The 16,004-nt window shown below is 63.0% G+C and carries 14 protein-coding genes and 1 tRNA gene; 9 read left to right on the top strand and 6 right to left on the bottom strand.

Features of this window, described 5'->3' with window-relative positions:
• Positions 1-2 precede the first annotated feature (2 nt).
• Together FN060_RS16530 and FN060_RS16525 are read right to left on the bottom strand one after the other, a co-directional pair.
• Complete coding sequence (locus tag FN060_RS16530) at positions 3-764, bottom strand: GntR family transcriptional regulator (protein WP_142589037.1); 762 nt, start codon at positions 762-764, stop codon at positions 3-5.
• Positions 761-1,639 carry a glucosamine kinase nucleotide-binding domain-containing protein gene (locus FN060_RS16525; RefSeq protein WP_142589036.1) on the bottom strand — a complete coding sequence of 293 codons (879 nt, stop codon included), beginning with the start codon at positions 1,637-1,639 and terminating at the stop codon, positions 761-763. The genes FN060_RS16530 and FN060_RS16525 overlap by 4 nt, the downstream gene beginning before the upstream one ends.
• 205 nt (positions 1,640-1,844) lie before the next feature.
• Here FN060_RS16525 and FN060_RS16520 point away from each other — a divergent pair, with 205 nt between their 5' ends.
• The 6 genes from FN060_RS16520 (at position 1,845) to FN060_RS16495 (ending at position 8,109) form a co-directional block, all read left to right on the top strand.
• On the top strand, positions 1,845-2,759 hold the full coding sequence (locus FN060_RS16520) for an N-acetylmuramic acid 6-phosphate etherase (protein WP_142589035.1): 915 nt from the start codon (positions 1,845-1,847) through the stop codon (positions 2,757-2,759).
• A 25-nt stretch (positions 2,760-2,784) separates the two neighbouring features.
• On the top strand, positions 2,785-4,041 hold the full coding sequence (locus FN060_RS16515; protein WP_142589034.1) for an ABC transporter substrate-binding protein: 1,257 nt from the start codon (positions 2,785-2,787) through the stop codon (positions 4,039-4,041).
• 173 nt (positions 4,042-4,214) lie between these two features.
• Positions 4,215-5,165 carry a carbohydrate ABC transporter permease gene (locus tag FN060_RS16510; RefSeq protein ID WP_142589033.1) on the top strand — a complete coding sequence of 317 codons (951 nt, stop codon included), beginning with the start codon at positions 4,215-4,217 and terminating at the stop codon, positions 5,163-5,165.
• Positions 5,166-5,175: 10 nt separating this feature from the next.
• Positions 5,176-6,015, top strand: a complete 840-nt coding sequence (locus FN060_RS16505; protein ID WP_077548491.1) for a carbohydrate ABC transporter permease — start codon at positions 5,176-5,178, stop codon at positions 6,013-6,015.
• On the top strand, positions 6,012-7,076 hold the full coding sequence (locus FN060_RS16500) for a Gfo/Idh/MocA family protein (protein WP_142589032.1): 1,065 nt from the start codon (positions 6,012-6,014) through the stop codon (positions 7,074-7,076). The genes FN060_RS16505 and FN060_RS16500 overlap by 4 nt, the downstream gene beginning before the upstream one ends.
• Positions 7,077-7,104: 28 nt before the next feature.
• On the top strand, positions 7,105-8,109 hold the full coding sequence (locus FN060_RS16495; protein ID WP_142589031.1) for an ABC transporter ATP-binding protein: 1,005 nt from the start codon (positions 7,105-7,107) through the stop codon (positions 8,107-8,109).
• A gap of 12 nt (positions 8,110-8,121) precedes the next feature.
• Here FN060_RS16495 and FN060_RS16490 read toward each other — a convergent pair whose 3' ends face one another.
• The 3 genes from FN060_RS16490 to FN060_RS16480 all read right to left on the bottom strand — a co-directional run bounded on the left by FN060_RS16490 (position 8,122) and on the right by FN060_RS16480 (position 10,107).
• Positions 8,122-9,381, bottom strand: a complete 1,260-nt coding sequence (locus FN060_RS16490) for an alpha/beta hydrolase (protein ID WP_142589030.1) — start codon at positions 9,379-9,381, stop codon at positions 8,122-8,124.
• Positions 9,382-9,497: 116 nt separating this feature from the next.
• A tRNA-Ala gene (locus FN060_RS16485) sits at positions 9,498-9,573 on the bottom strand.
• A gap of 150 nt (positions 9,574-9,723) precedes the next feature.
• Positions 9,724-10,107 (bottom strand): TIGR02300 family protein, encoded by a 384-nt coding sequence (locus FN060_RS16480; protein WP_077548495.1) that lies wholly within the window; start codon positions 10,105-10,107, stop codon positions 9,724-9,726.
• 214 nt (positions 10,108-10,321) lie between these two features.
• Between FN060_RS16480 and aroA the strand changes: the two genes are divergently transcribed.
• The 3 genes from aroA to rpsA all read left to right on the top strand — a co-directional run bounded on the left by aroA (position 10,322) and on the right by rpsA (position 14,182).
• Complete coding sequence (gene aroA / locus FN060_RS16475) at positions 10,322-11,689, top strand: 3-phosphoshikimate 1-carboxyvinyltransferase (RefSeq protein ID WP_142589029.1); 1,368 nt, start codon at positions 10,322-10,324, stop codon at positions 11,687-11,689.
• Positions 11,689-12,324: a (d)CMP kinase gene (cmk, locus tag FN060_RS16470; protein ID WP_142589028.1), complete on the top strand. Its 636-nt coding sequence runs from the start codon at positions 11,689-11,691 to the stop codon at positions 12,322-12,324. The genes aroA and cmk overlap by 1 nt, the downstream gene beginning before the upstream one ends.
• A gap of 151 nt (positions 12,325-12,475) precedes the next feature.
• Positions 12,476-14,182 carry a 30S ribosomal protein S1 gene (gene rpsA, locus FN060_RS16465; RefSeq protein ID WP_052641115.1) on the top strand — a complete coding sequence of 569 codons (1,707 nt, stop codon included), beginning with the start codon at positions 12,476-12,478 and terminating at the stop codon, positions 14,180-14,182.
• A 75-nt stretch (positions 14,183-14,257) separates the two neighbouring features.
• On the opposite strand, the gene FN060_RS16460 is transcribed toward rpsA, so the two are convergent.
• Positions 14,258-15,895, bottom strand: coding sequence for a hypothetical protein (locus FN060_RS16460; protein WP_142589027.1), 1,638 nt, complete (start codon positions 15,893-15,895; stop codon positions 14,258-14,260).
• Between the last annotated feature and the right edge of the window lie 109 nt (positions 15,896-16,004).

The following is a 16,004-nucleotide window of genomic DNA, read 5'->3' as shown; positions in this document are numbered from 1 at the left end:
TGTCAATCCCCCAAGGTCAGTTCGGCCACGAAGTCATAGGTGTCGCCGCGATAGAGCGAGCGGGTGAATTCCACCACCCGCCCGGAGGCGAGGTAGGAAATGCGCTCGATCGATAGCCCCGCCGCCCCCACCGGAACGGCAAGCAGACCCGCTTCAGGTTCCTTGACGTTGCAGGCGGAGATGCGCTGAATCGCGCGCGCCGGGCGCGCATTCTTTTTCTCGAGTTCGGCGTAGAGCGACGTGGTGACCGCCTCCGGGTGGGGCAGGAATTCCGCCGACAGGCTCGCCCGTTCGATCGCCAGCGGCATGTCTCGCGCGATGCGCAGCCGCCCAAGCCGTGCGACCAGCGTTCCGGCAGCAAGGCCGAGCATCATCATCTCCTCGGGCGATGGGTGGAATAGTCCGCGTTCCAGCCATTCCGAGCGGGTCTCGAGGCCGCGCCGCGCCATGTCCTCGGTGAAGGATGTCAGTCGCGAAAGGGGCTGCTGCACGCGCGAAACGGGCTTGGCCACGAAGGTGCCCGAACCCTGGCGGCGCACCAGCAGTCCGTCCCGGACGAGATCGTCCACCGCCTTGCGCACCGTCACCCGGCTGACATCGGCGTAGTCCGCGAGATCCCGTTCGGCGGGGAGCGCATCGCCCTGACCGAGGCGGCCGGAGCGGATGGCTTCCTCGAGCAGCTGCCGCAGCCGAAGGTAGAGCGGTCCGCCGCCAGGCGCCTGAAGACCCTCCAGGGGAAGCAGCGAAGCAAGCGGTGCCGTCATACCCCCTCCCTCCGGAACGCCTTCACGGCCAATGCAACCGCCCCGGTGAGCGCGTCCCCCTGCGGCGGGACGAGCCGGCTCCTGTGACGCTCGGCGAGGTAGGATGGGTAGATCTCTGCAAGCCCGCCGAGCAGGCAGAGGCGACCGGTGCCGCCGTCGATCCGTGCCATTGCATCGAGCGCCTCGTCCACATGCGATGCCGCATCCTTCATCAGCCGCAGGGCGATTGCATCGCCTTCCGCGGCGAAGGAAACCACGACCGGTGCGTAGCGTCCGTAGTCCCCGGGGCGGGCCGCGCGCGCGAAATCGACGATTTTCCTGGGGTCGTGTGCGAACTCATCAAGGATACGGGCCGCCAGGGCGCTGCCGGGTCGGATCCGGTCATGGACGAGCAGGCTTTCCTGCAAGGCAGCATGGCCGAGGCGAGCACCCCCGCCCAGGTCGCCCACCTGGAAACCCCAGCCGCCGAGATAGTGGATCTCATCTGCGTGGCGCAGGATGAAGATCGTGCCGGTGCCGACGATGCCGATCGCACCATCGTCATCGCCGAGAGCGCCCTGCAGGGCAATGAGGCCATCCGACACGATCTCCGAGTGCCGGAAGGGAAGCCGGGCCTGGACGTAGGAAACAGCGTCTCCGACATTGTTGCCTGCCACGCCCAGAAGAGCCGATGCCTCGGAGAGGTCGGCGGAAATCCCTGCCTCCCCGAACGCCAGCCGCGTTGCCTCCTCGATGTGCCGGAGCGCCGTATCGGGATCGGTCAGGATGTTGGACGCGCCGCTTCGCCCACGGCCGATGATGCGTCCGTCGGCATCCGCCACTGCAGCCCTGCAGCTTGTTCCGCCGCCGTCGATGCCAATGAAATATGCCTGCATGGATGACCTCCGCACTTATAATACCAAAAAAATACCAATTACCAAGAGTGAAAGCGAAGAGGCGTGCTAAAGCCGCTGAATTGGCTCAATAGACCGACGCAACCCTCCTACTAGCCGACGAATTAAGGCGATCTTCACATTTCTTAATTTGCCCGCTGGACAATTGGTATTTTTTTGGCATCATTTCAGCCAGAGGGAGAAACGGATGAGCGGAACCGCCACCGAAGCCAGACATGAAGGAGCAGGGGGGCTGGATACCCGCCCGCCGCATGAGATCCTGAGGCTTCTCGCGGCTGGACAACAGGCTGCGGCCGCTGCTGTCGATGCGGCCATCCCGGCAATAGAGGCAGGTTCGGAACTGATGGCTCAGGCGCTGCGTGCCGGCCGCAGGATCGTTTATGCGGGCGCGGGAAGTTCCGGCCTCATGGCCATGGCAGACGCCCTCGAGCTCCCAGGCACCTACGGTATCCCCAAAGAGCGGATCGTGATCCTTCTCGCTGGCGGTGTTGCGAGCCTCAGTGATCTGGCGGGCTCGCCGGAAGACGACGTCGAACAGGCCCTCACGGATGCCGCTTCGATCGAGCAGGGCGATTGCGTCATCTGCGTCTCGGCAAGCGGCTCCACACCCTATGCACTTGCCGTCGCGGAGTCCGCCAAGGGACGGGGCGCGCAGGTCATCGCCATCGCCAACAATTCGGGGGCGGCCCTGTTTGCCGATGCGGACGTCCCGATCCTGCTGCAGACCCCGCCTGAGGTGATTGCGGGCTCGACCCGCATGGGTGCGGGAACGGCGCAGAAGATCGCCTTCAACATGCTGTCGACTCTTGCGGCAGTCCGGCTCGGACATGTGCATGACGGTCACATGGTCAACCTTCATCCGGACAACATCAAGCTGCAGGCGCGCGCAACGCGCATGGTCTCCGATATCGCCGGCGTAGCGATGGACGAGGCGGGACCACTGCTCGATAGAGCCGGAGGCTCGGTCAAGGTCGCCGTTCTCCTCGCGGCCGGGATGCCGGATATCGAGTCTGCACGGCAGGCACTGCACAGAAACGGTGAGGTGCTGCGTACCACCCTCGCCGAGTTCAAGACAAATAATGGGTTTCACAAGCGCGCCTGAGTGCGCGAACAAGAGGGAGAACGATATGACCCGCATTCTGAGAGGCATGCTGCTTGCTACGACCGTTCTGGCTCCGGCCGGCATCGCGATGGCGCAGGAGACCCAACTCGTCATCGAGAGCTGGCGCAACGACGACCTGCCGATCTGGCAGGAGAAGATCATACCGGCCTTCGAAGCCAAGCACCCGGACATCAAGGTGACCTTCGCGCCGATGGCGCCGACCGAGTACAATTCTGCCGTCAACGCCAAGCTGGAAGCGGGCACCGCCGGTGACCTCATCACCTGCCGCCCGTTCGATCTCTCTCTCGCCATGTTCGAGAAGGGGCAGCTTGCAGCCCTGAACGACCTGCCGGGCATGGAGAACTTCTCCGACGTCGCCAAGTCGGCCTGGACCACGGACGATGGCCAGACCACCTTCTGCGTACCAATGGCCTCCGTTATCCACGGCTTCATCTACAACAAGGCAGCCTTCGAGGAAGTCGGCGTCGAGGTGCCGAAGACCGAGGAAGAGTTCTTCGCAGTCCTCGAGAAGATCAAGGAAGACGGCAACTACATCCCGATGGCCATGGGCACCAAGGACCAGTGGGAAGCCGCCACGATGGGCTACTACAATATCGGCCCGAACTATTACAAAGGCGAGGAAGGCCGCAAGGCGCTGATTGATGGTACGCAGAAGCTTACCGATCCGCAGTGGGTCGAACCCTATGCTACGCTCGCCAAGTGGAAGGACTATCTCGGCGACGGCTTTGAGGCGCAGACCTATCCGGACAGCCAGAATCTCTTCACGCTCGGACGCGCTGCGATCTACCCGGCAGGTTCCTGGGAAATCGCACCCTTCAAGAGCCAGGCAGATTTCGAGATGGGCGCCTTCCCGCCGCCGGTGAAGGCTGAGGGCGACAAGTGCTACATCTCCGACCACAACGACATCGGCATCGGTCTCAACGCCAACAGCAAGAATGCCGAAGCCGCCAAGACCTTCCTCTCGTGGGTCGCATCGCCGGAATTTGCCGACCTCTACGCCAATTCGGCTCCGGGCTTCTTCAGCCTGAACTCGACACCCGTGACCATGCAGGACGAACTGGCCCAGGAATTCGTATCCTGGCGCGAGAACTGCGAGACGACCATCCGCCCGAGTGCCGCCATCGTCGGCCGCGGCGATCCGAACCTCGATCTCGAGATGTGGCGGGTTTCGGCCAACGTCATCAACGGCACGATGACGCCGGAGCAGGCTGGCGAAGAGACCCAGAAGGGCCTCGACAGCTGGTACAAGCCGAAGCAGTAAGAACGCCTTCGGCCACCATTGCTCGCCCTCTCCCTGACCGGGGGAGAGGGCTTCTTCCTACCCGAGCTTCGGCCGCCATCAGCGGCACGCCCATATCGACGGGAGGGGCGGGCGGTAGCTGGCAGGCGCCGCTGCCATAAACTTGGACGATGCCTCGTTTCCGGAACACGCCGATGACCCAATCCGACATTGCCGAGACGCGGATCGCTCCACCGAAGCGCACCATGCGCTGGCACATCCTCGTGTTCCTAGCCCCTGCATTCTTAGTCTACACCGCGGTCATGATCCTGCCGCTGATCGAGACGTTGAGGCTGTCGCTCTTCAACGTCGTTGATGGCCAGATGGCTTTCGTTGGACTGGCAAACTTCCAGCGCCTGTTCGGCGACCCGCGGCTTGCCGCCGATTTCTGGAACGCCCTCTGGAACAACACGATCTTCTTCATCATCCATATGGCGGTGCAGAATCCGATCGGCATCGCGCTTGCCGCCATGCTGTCCGTTCCAACGCTGCGGTTTGCCGCCTTCTACCGAAGCGCCATCTTCGTGCCGACGCTGCTTTCCTTTGTCATCGTCGGCTTCATCTGGAAGCTCATCCTCTCGCCGATCTGGGGAATCGCGCCCGGCCTGATGGACCTCGTGGGCCTGAAGTCGCTGTTTTCACCATGGCTCGGCAAGCCGGAAAGCGCGCTCATCACCGTGTCGCTGATCTCGGTGTGGCAATATGTCGGCATACCGATGATGCTCATCTACGCAGCTCTCCTCAACATCCCCGACGAAGTGCTGGAAGCGGCGGAAATCGACGGCATCACCGGCTGGAGCCAGTTCTGGAAGATCAAGCTGCCGCTGATCCTGCCTTCGATTGGCATCATCTCGGTGCTCACCTTCGTCGGCAACTTCAACGCTTTCGACCTGATCTATACGGTGCAGGGGGCGCTCGCCGGACCGGATGGCTCGACCGACATTCTCGGCACGCTGCTCTACCGCACCTTCTTCGGCTTCCAGAACCAGATGGGCAACCGTCCAATGGGTGCGACGATCGCGACCGTGATGTTCCTGATCATCCTCGCCGGTGTGTCGCTATACCTCTTCGTCATCCAGCGGCGTATCCGCCGCTACCAGTTCTGAAGGAGGCGAGATGTCCAAAGCACGTTCTTCCCTTCTTCGCTCCGGACTCATCCATGTAGCGTTGATCACCTATACGCTGATTGCGCTCTTTCCGGTCTTCCTGACGCTGGTGAACTCGCTCAAGGCGCGCAACGCCATCTTCCGCGAGCCGATGGCCCTGCCGACGCCGAAGACCTTCAGCCTTGTCGGCTACGAGACGGTGCTGAAGCAGGGAGATTTCGTCGGCTACTTCCAGAACAGCCTTATCGTCACTGTCGTCGCGATCGCGCTGGTCCTGCTGTTCGGTGCCATGGCCGCCTTCGCCCTCTCCGAATATCGCTTCCGCGGTAATACGCTGATGGGTCTCTATCTCGCGCTTGGGATCATGATCCCGATCCGCCTGGGCACGGTTGCCATCCTGCAGGGCATGGTGGCGACAGGGCTGGTCAACACGCTGACGGCGCTGATCCTCGTCTACACGGCGCAAGGTCTGCCGCTGGCGATCTTCATCCTTTCGGAGTTCATGCGCACCGTTTCCGACGACCTGAAGAATGCCGGGCGCATCGACGGGCTGTCGGAATACGCGATCTTCTTCCGCCTCGTTCTGCCGCTGGTGCGCCCGGCCATGGCGACCGTTGCCGTCTTCACCATGATCCCCATCTGGAACGACCTGTGGTTCCCGCTGATCCTGGCGCCCGGTGAGGCGACCAAGACGATTACGCTGGGCGCACAGATGTTCATCGGCCAGTACGTGACCAACTGGAACGCGGTGCTGTCGGCGCTCTCGTTGGCCATCCTGCCGGTGCTGGTCCTTTACGTCATCTTCTCGCGGCAACTGATCCGCGGCATTACCTCCGGAGCAGTGAAGTGAATTCTGAAACCAAGCCTATCCGCGTCCTCGTCGCCGGTCTCGGCAATATGGGCCGCAGCCATGCGCTCGCCTACCACAACAACCCCGGCTTCGAGATCGTCGGTTTCGTCAACCGGTCCGAAGTGGCGCTGCCGGAGGAACTGCAGGGCTACACCATCCACCCGTCTTTCCCGGAGGCGCTCGCCGAGCTGAAGCCCGACCTCTGCTCGATCTGCACCTATTCGGACAGTCATGCCGACTATGCCGTCATGGCCTTCGAGGCGGGATGCCATGTCTTCGTTGAAAAGCCGCTGGCAACCACCGTGGCCGATGCAGAGCGTGTGGCGGCGGCGGCAAAGGCCGCCGACCGCAAGCTGGTGATCGGCTATATCCTGCGCCATCACCCGTCCTGGATGCGGCTCATCGAGGAGGCCCGCAAGCTCGGGCCGCCTTACGTCTTCCGCATGAACCTCAACCAGCAGTCCTCGGGTCCCACTTGGGAGACTCACAAGGCGCTGATGCAGACGACCTCGCCGATCGTCGATTGCGGCGTCCACTATGTCGACGTCATGTGCCAGATCACCGATGCCAAGCCGGTGCAGGTGCGCGGCATGGGCCTGCGCCTTTCCGACGAGGTGGCGCCTGACATGTACAACTACGGCCACCTGCAGGTGATGTTCGATGACGGTTCGGTCGGCTGGTACGAAGCGGGCTGGGGCCCGATGATCTCCGAGACCGCCTTCTTCGTAAAGGACGTGATGTCGCCCAAGGGCTCGGTCTCCATCGTCATGGATCCGAACGCGAAGTCCGACGACATCGACACCCACACCAAGACCTCGCTGATCCGGGTTCATACCGCCGAAACGGGCCCGGACGGGAAATTCCTGCGTGGGGACGAAGATCTGGCGATGGCTGGCGAACCGGGTCATCAGGATCTTTGCGACATGGAACAGGCCTATGTGCTCAAGGCCATTCGCGAGGATATCGACCTCGACCGCCACATGAACGACGCCGTGCAATCGCTGCGCATCTGCCTCGCCGCCGATCAGAGCGTGCGGACCGGCGCGCCAGTCATTCTCTAATGCCGCCTATCTCGTAAGGACAACGCCATTGGGTTCGCTGCAACTGACCTCCATCCGCAAGTCCTTCGGGACCCACGAGGTGCTGAAGGGGATCGATCTCGACGTGAAGGACGGCGAGTTCGTGATCTTTGTCGGGCCCTCGGGCTGCGGAAAGTCCACGCTCCTGCGCGTCATCGCGGGCTTGGAGGACGCGACTGCGGGAAGCGTCCGGATCGATGGTGCGGAAGTGGTGAACACGCCGCCGGCCAAACGCGGAATTGCCATGGTCTTCCAGACCTATGCCCTCTATCCGCACCTGACGGTGAAGGACAACATGGGGCTCGGGTTGAAGCAGGCGGGCGAGGCGAAGGCGGTGATCGAGGAGCGGGTCGCCAAGGCTTCCATCATGCTGTCCCTTGACGAATACCTCGGGCGTCGGCCTGCGGAACTGTCTGGCGGGCAGCGCCAGAGGGTCGCTATCGGCCGCGCCATCGTCCGTGAACCGAAGCTCTTCCTGTTCGACGAGCCGCTGTCCAACCTCGACGCGGCGCTCAGGGTCCATATGCGCCTCGAGATAGCCGCACTTCATCGCCGCCTGAAGGCGACGATGATCTATGTCACGCACGATCAGGTCGAGGCGATGACGCTTGCGGACAAGATCGTTGTGCTGAATGCCGGCGCCGTAGAGCAGATCGGCTCGCCGATGGAGCTCTACAATCGCCCGGCCAACCTCTTCGTCGCAGGCTTCCTCGGCTCCCCGCAGATGAACTTCATCGAAGCCGGGCGAATGGGCGAGGCAGGGGCGACCACGATCGGCATCCGGCCGGAGCATATCGCCCTTTCCCGGGAGGCTGGTAGCTGGAAGGGCAGGGTCGAGCATGTGGAGCATCTTGGCGCCGACACAATCGTCTACATCCAGACGGAGCAGGCAGGACTGGTGACGGTGCGGCTTTTCGGCGAACACCCCTATTCAGCCGACGACATCGTCTTCGCAACGCCCGATGCGACCAGCATCCACCTTTTTGACGCCGATGGTCGGGCAATCGCCAGCTGAGGTCTGCCGGCGCTACTGCGCGACGGTGGAGATGACGGTGTTCTCGATGGACCGGCCCACTCGGTTGATCTGTTCGCCATAGGTGCGGCGGGTCTGCGGATCGAACACGGCAATCGGGGCGCTGACCGTGGCGCTGGCGACTCCGCCGACTGTCTGGGCCGTGCCGAGGGCAATTGCGCCGAGCCGCTCCCCGAGCGCGACATTGGTCGTTGCGATCTCCTGCCCGGCCAGAAGTCGGGTGCCGATGAGTTGGACGACCTGCGGGCTCTGCGCGAACTTTCCATGGTTGAGCGGGTCGCCGCTCTCTAGTGCGGTGAGGTCGATCACGCTGATGCCGGCGGCCTCGAACTGGGACCGGTAGGGCTCTGCCGTAGGGTCCACCTGTCCAAGACGGTCGACACTGCCGGAAATCCGTCGGGACAGTTGCAGGGCGCGGTCATCGCGGGAGACGAACAGCGTGAAGCGCGGTCCGGGTGTTCCGATCGTCTTGAACTGCTGGGCAAAGACATCCACGTCGAGATCAGGCGAGGCAAGGATGACATTGCTGATCTTTCCGGGGACCCTGCCGTCACGGAGCGCCATCTGCCTCAGGGCTTCAACCGTTAGCCAGGAGCCCATGGAATGGGCAAGCACCACGACATCGGCCACCTGCGGATCGTCGGCGATCTGGTCCAGCACGCGCTCCAGCCCGTCGCGCGAATAGTTGGCGCTTTCCTTGTCGTAGTTGTAGTCGAAGATCGACGCCCGCGACGGCCAGGTGAACAGCACGGGCGCCGCATCGGCCTTGGAGTCATGCACGATCTGGGCGAACCGGTAGACGGCCTCCTCGTAGCGGTTGTTGAAGCCGTGCACGAAGACGAGCACGCGCTTGGCCGGCGGAAGGTGGCGGGAAAGCCAGCGGTTGGCGTCCTTTTCCGTCTGGACCGGCTCGACCCGCACGGTCGCAAACTCTGTGGCGGGATCGGCCGGCCGCCGCTTCGGCCACTGCACTTCGCCGACCTTGCGGTTGGCATCGGGCGGAATGGAAACGGTGATGGCTGTTGCTTTAAGATCCTGGCCGCGCTCACCGGAAAACAGGATGCCCGGATCGCTGGAAGGCTGCCGCGTCGTCGCAACGAAGATAGCGACCTCTTGGCCCGGCCCTGCCGCAGACGCCGTCGGAATCAGCACCCCTTCCGGCCGCCCCGCACAGCCGGAAAGGCTTAAGGCGAGAAGAAGGGGGAGAAGCACTGCCCGCAGGCGACGTGGAGGATGAGCGGCGCCGGTGATCATCGCTCCATTCAGCGGAGATGGGGGCGGATGTCAATTGCGGACGGTGGCGAGCGCCAAAGTTCCGACGGGCGAGGACTCTTGTTGAGAGCGCAACCTGACTTGACATGGGAAGATTTTGGTGGAGCTAAGCGGGATCGAACCGCTGACCTCTTGCATGCCATGCAAGCGCTCTCCCAGCTGAGCTATAGCCCCATCAGGGTGGTCCGGCCTAGTGTCCGGTCCTGGGAAACTCAAGGCGTGTCGCCCGGAGTGGCGGCTTCTTACTTCCGGTTTTTCGAGAGTGCAAGCCGTAAATTCGTGGCCCGGCGAAATTTGTCGATCCCCCGGGCACTTGCTGGTGGATCAGACTTCGTCGTCGTCGCCGGTGACGCCGATGATGCCGGTCATGTCGTCATCGTCGTCGTCTTCGTCGGCTTCCAGGAAGGTGTCGTCGTCGTCGCCTTCGATCTCGACGTCGTCATCGCCCATGTCGGGAAGATCATCGCCGCTGTTATCGTCGCTGTCGTCGTTCGAGACCAGTTCGACATCCGTGTTCTCGGTGTCGACTTCCTGGATCTCCTCTTCCTCGGCCTGCTCCATCTTCATCTGGGCCGTGTTCTCCTCGAAGAAGGAGAGCGGCCAGGACTTGCCGGTATAGGGAGAGACGACCGGGTCGCGATTCAGGTCGTAGAACTTCTTGCCGGTATCCGGGTCGGTACGTTTGGTTCCGAGTTCCGCTTTTGCCACTGTGAAAGCCTCGTGAGTCTGGCCGATCAAGTCGGCTTGGCCGCCGGAGCGGCTGTCAACGGGTAAAAAACTAAGCCGGTCCCCATAAGGCCTACGCTCTTTTCTGTCAAAGGTAAACTTGACGGTCCGTAAGGCCAAATTAGCCGGATGACCGGCTACCTGCTTTATGCTAACGACGCCCGCGAAACCAGGGACAAGAACAGAAGGACTAGCCATGTCGCATGGTGTTGCGTTGAAGCCGGCCCGATCGCTGCAATCCGCCGATCTGAAGGGCACCGTCCGGATCCCCGGCGACAAGTCGATCTCGCACCGCTCCTTCATGTTTGGCGGACTTGCCGCCGGCGAGACGCGCATTACCGGCCTGCTCGAAGGTGAGGACGTTATCAACACCGGCAAGGCGATGCGCGCCATGGGCGCCAAGATCGATAAGGTCGGCGATGAATGGATCATCCAGGGCACCGGCAACGGAGCCTTGCTGGCTCCGGAAGCGCCGCTCGATTTCGGCAATGCCGGGACCGGCTGCCGCCTGACCATGGGTCTCGTTGGCGTCTATGACTTCGAAAGTACCTTCATTGGCGACGCCTCCCTCACGAAGCGGCCGATGGGGCGTGTGCTCAATCCGCTCCGCGAGATGGGCGTTCAGGTGAAGGCCGCGGAGGGCGACCGACTGCCGGTGACGCTGCGCGGCCCATCCATTCCGAACCCGATAACCTACCGCGTACCGATGGCCTCTGCCCAGGTGAAATCCGCAGTCCTGCTCGCCGGTCTCAACACACCGGGCGTCACGACGGTTATCGAGCCGGTAATGACCCGCGACCACACGGAAAAGATGCTGCAGGGCTTCGGCGCCAACCTGATGGTGGAGACGGATGCCGACGGCCTGCGGACGATCCGTCTTGAAGGCCGCGGCCAGTTGATCGGACAGGTGATCGATGTCCCGGGCGATCCGTCCTCGACGGCGTTTCCGCTGGTGGCGGCCCTTCTGGCGCCGGGTTCCGACGTGACGATCGAAAACGTCCTGATGAACCCGACCCGCACTGGCCTCATTCTGACACTGCAGGAAATGGGTGCCGACATCGAGGTCGTCAATCCGCGGCTTGCCGGCGGAGAGGATGTCGCGGACCTGCGCGTGCGGCATTCAGAACTGAAGGGGGTTACGGTGCCGGCGGACCGGGCCCCTTCTATGATCGACGAATATCCGGTGCTCGCCGTTGCCGCAGCCTTCGCCGAAGGCGCGACGACAATGCTGGGCCTGGAGGAATTGCGGGTCAAGGAATCCGATCGCCTGTCCGCCGTAGCGGATGGACTGAAGCTTAATGGCGTCGACTGCGACGAGGGCGAGGACACGCTGGTCGTCCGCGGCCGCCCGGGCGGCAAGGGCTATGGCAATGCCACAGGGTCTTCGGTCGTCACCCATCTCGATCATCGGATCGCGATGAGCTTCCTGGTCATGGGTCTCGTCTCCGAACATGCGGTGACGGTTGACGATGCCGGCATCATCGCCACCAGTTTCCCGGAATTCATGGATCTGATGACTGGCCTCGGCGCCCGTATCGAGCCGGTCGAGAGCAGGGCAGCCTGATGGGCTTCGTCATCGCCATCGACGGACCGGCGGCAGCGGGCAAGGGAACGCTCTCGCGCCGGATCGCCGAAACCTACGGCTTCCAGCACCTCGACACCGGGCTGACCTACCGCGCCACTGCCAAGGCACTGCTCGATGCGGGGCTGCCGCTCGACGACGAGCAGGTGGCGGAAGAGATGGCGCGCGAGCTGGATCTCGGCGGCCTCGACCGGTCCGTCTTGTCGCGCCACGAGATCGGGGAGGCGGCGTCGAAGATCGCGGTGATGCCTTCCGTTCGCCGGGCGCTGGTCGAGGCGCAGCAGGCATTTTCGCGGCGTGAACCGGGAACGGTGCTCGATGGCCGCGATATCGGCACCGTCGTCTGCCCGGACGCGCCGGTGAAGCTCTACGTCACGGCCTCGCCGGAAGTGCGCGCCAGGCGGCGCTTCGACGAAATCATAGCCGGCGGCGGCGAGGCGGATTTCGAGGCTATCTTCGCCGACGTGAAGAAGCGCGACGAACGGGATATGGGTCGCGCAGACAGCCCCTTGAGGCCCGCGGACGATGCGCACTTGCTTGACACTTCGGAAATGAGTATAGAAGCCGCGTTTCAGGCCGCGAAGAGCCTTATCGACGATGCCTTGAATAAAGATTGACGACCTGCCGGTGAGCCGGCACGTCAGACTAGCTCGCAGATCAGTCCTTGCGCCGGATTGCCTCCAAAGACGAGGCGGACTGACTTCGAGCGTGTTCAACACGAACCCCCGGCGCATATGTGTCCTTGAATGGACACCCTCAGGAGATTTCATGGCAGTATCTAATCCCACGCGGGAGGACTTCGCGTCGCTCCTCGAAGAATCCTTCGCACAGACCGATCTGGCCGAAGGCTATGTGACCAAGGGTCTGGTCACAGCGATCGAAAAGGACATGGCCGTTGTCGACGTCGGCCTCAAGGTCGAAGGTCGGATCGCGCTGAAGGAATTCGGCGTCAAGGGCAAGGACGGTTCGCTGAAGGTCGGCGACGAAGTCGAAGTCTATGTCGAGCGCATTGAGAATGCTCTCGGCGAAGCCGTTCTGTCGCGCGAGAAGGCTCGCCGCGAGGAAAGCTGGGTCAAGCTCGAAGCCAAGTTCGAAGCTGGCGAGCGCGTCGAAGGCATCATCTTCAACCAGGTCAAGGGTGGCTTCACCGTCGATCTGGATGGTGCCGTTGCCTTCCTTCCGCGTTCGCAGGTGGACATCCGTCCGATCCGCGACGTCACCCCGCTGATGCACAACCCGCAGCCCTTTGAAATCCTCAAGATGGACAAGCGTCGCGGCAACATCGTCGTCTCGCGTCGTACGGTCCTCGAGGAGTCCCGTGCCGAGCAGCGTTCTGAAATCGTTCAGAACCTCGAAGAAGGCCAGGTTGTTGACGGCGTCGTCAAGAACATCACCGATTACGGTGCGTTCGTTGACCTCGGCGGCATCGACGGCCTGCTGCACGTCACCGACATGGCCTGGCGCCGCGTCAACCATCCGTCGGAAATCCTGTCCATCGGCCAGTCGGTCAAGGTTCAGATCATCCGCATCAACCAGGAAACCCACCGCATCTCGCTCGGCATGAAGCAGCTCGAGTCGGATCCGTGGGATGGCATCGCGGCCAAGTACCCGATCGGCAAGAAGATCTCCGGTACGGTCACGAACATCACCGACTACGGTGCGTTCGTTGAGCTGGAGCCGGGCATCGAAGGCCTGATCCACATCTCCGAAATGTCCTGGACCAAGAAGAACGTACACCCCGGCAAGATCCTGTCCACGACGCAGGATGTCGATGTTGTCGTTCTCGAAGTCGATCCGTCCAAGCGCCGTATCTCGCTCGGTCTCAAGCAGACCCTCGAGAACCCGTGGCAGGCATTTGCCTTCAGCCATCCGGCCGGCACTGAAGTCGAAGGCGAAGTGAAGAACAAGACCGAGTTCGGCCTGTTCATCGGCCTCGAAGGCGACGTTGACGGCATGGTCCACCTCTCCGACCTCGACTGGAACCGTCCGGGCGAGCAGGTTATCGAGGAGTACAACAAGGGCGACGTCGTCAAGGCTGTCGTTCTCGATGTGGACGTCGAGAAGGAGCGCATTTCGCTCGGCATCAAGCAGCTCGGTAAGGATGCAGTCGGCGATGCCGCTGCTTCGGGCGAACTGCGCAAGAACGCTGTCGTTTCGTGCGAAGTCATCGCCGTCAACGACGGTGGCGTCGAAGTGAAGCTCGTGAACCACGAAGACATCACCTCGTTCATCCGCCGCAACGATCTGGCACGCGATCGCGACGATCAGCGTCCGGAGCGTTTCTCGGTCGGCCAGGTGTTCGACGCACGCGTCACCAACTTCTCCAAGAAGGACCGCAAGGTCATGCTGTCGATCAAGGCTCTCGAGATCGCAGAAGAGAAGGAAGCTGTTGCCCAGTTCGGTTCGTCCGACTCGGGCGCATCGCTCGGCGACATCCTCGGCGCGGCCCTGAAGAACCGCGGCAACAACGAGTAATCGCTGTTACCGAAGACACGAAGGCCGCCGGATGCAAGTCCGGCGGCCTTTTTCATTATGGGTTTGGCTCATGCTTCAGGTCAGGTCGGCCATCCGCCAGTACAAGTCCTGGGCATGGTCGGAGAGATCATCGCTTTCAACGGTCTCGCTGTCATCCTCGGGCAAGGGATCGTCCGCCGGATCGTCTTCCCCGCCCTGCGCATCCTGATGCGACGATCGATGGTTTCCGTCCTCATCGATGGGCGAGACCCTTTCGACGTCGCGTTCTTCCTCATCCGGCGCCCGGGGCGCTGGCGGATAGGTCACCAGGACCTGCGCCAGACCTTCGCGTGCCAGCATGGGTGCTGCCAGAATATATGCGGCCGGATCGGCCACCAGATGGGGAGCCGCAGAGACGTTGGCCGTCACCTTGTTGCCCGACGCCGGCGCGGGGGCCGGAAGAGCGCTTTCGGTGTCTGCCGCGCGCGCCGCGATTGGCTCGCCCGATTGTATCAAGGGTGAGGCAGGCGCTGGGCGGGCAATCTGGGTCGCGCCGTCCTCGGCCGACTGTTCTGCCTGGACGGGAGCAAGGACCTGGGGCACCGGCGCCTTGCTGGCGCCTGTGCTCTCCGACGCAGAACCGCCCGGTGCGGAATTCTGAAACAGGACGTTCTGTATGAACCTGTTCTTCGGATCCTCTACCGCCATCTGGGCGAAACGTGCCAGCGCGGGGGCGTCATAGATGACGGGCGTTCCAACGTGGCCCGGCATTGCCGGACGCGGTTCGACCACTACCTCGGCGCGGCTGGGGAGAGATTTTTCTGTGGCCACGGAGCTCCCGCCGGCTCTCGTTTCCCCCGGCCCTGGGAGTTCAGGGGATCGGGCTGCGGGCGGAGTGCGATCCGGATCGGAACCGTCAAGCTGCATCGGAGACATGCCGCCGCGCGTGACCGGCTGTGTCGATTGCTGTGGTCTCAGCGAAGGAACACCGGCGTCCTCTCCTCCTTCCGCAACCGCTCCCTGTGCGGGAGGTACCGCCGTGACGACGCTCGTAGGGGAGGTCGGACCAGCGGTGGCAGAGGCTGCGGCGCCCCGGACGTGCGCCGCCGGCACTGCGGCAGGCCCTTGATCGCCTCCGGCGGCCTTCGCAGGAAGCTCGGCTGGCGCTGGAGCCGCGCCCGCCAGCGGGGTGCGAACCGAGGCAGAAGCGGGAGAAGCGGAGGAGCCCACTGCAGCGTCGTTCTGGCGGTAGGAGCTGACGACGGCCCGGGTCGCCAAGTCGCGATCGGCTGCCGGTGCGCTTTCCAGATAAGCGGTGAGGCGTGCCGCCTCCGGTCCGAGCGGATTGTTCAGGATTTCGGTGAGGATGCGAAGCGTGACGCCGCGTACAAGCTGGGCGATGCTTTGCTCGAGTGCGGCCCGCTGCGACAGGCTCAGCGACTTCAGGGCTTCCGCCAGCCGGTTTGCATAGTCGACAAGGCCTTCGCCTTCGCGTCGGTTGATCTTCAGGAAGCTCCCGATGGTCTCGGCGAAGATGGAAAGGCCCTGTGCCAGCTGCACCTGGCCGGACAGGGAAAGGATATCGATCCGACCGCCGCCCAGGAGGTTTGCAGGCAAAGGGGTCGTGGCAGCTGAAACGCCAGAGGTGGCGGCGAGCGAGGCGCGCATCGCCTGCCGGCCCGCATCCTGATAGTCGACAGAGGCGCTCAACGCGGCGCCGATAGGCGGCAGCATGACCTGCTCCATGTCTTCGCGGTGGGCAAGACAGATCGGCTACTGCGGTTCAGTGTTTTCGCAACGTACGGCGCTGCGGCCGCGACGCCTCATGGCGCCACCTTTGCCG

Source organism: Pseudorhizobium halotolerans, assembly GCF_902153235.2.
GTDB lineage: Bacteria > Pseudomonadota > Alphaproteobacteria > Rhizobiales > Rhizobiaceae > Neorhizobium > Neorhizobium flavum.
This window is presented reverse-complemented; position numbering and strand designations above follow the sequence as displayed.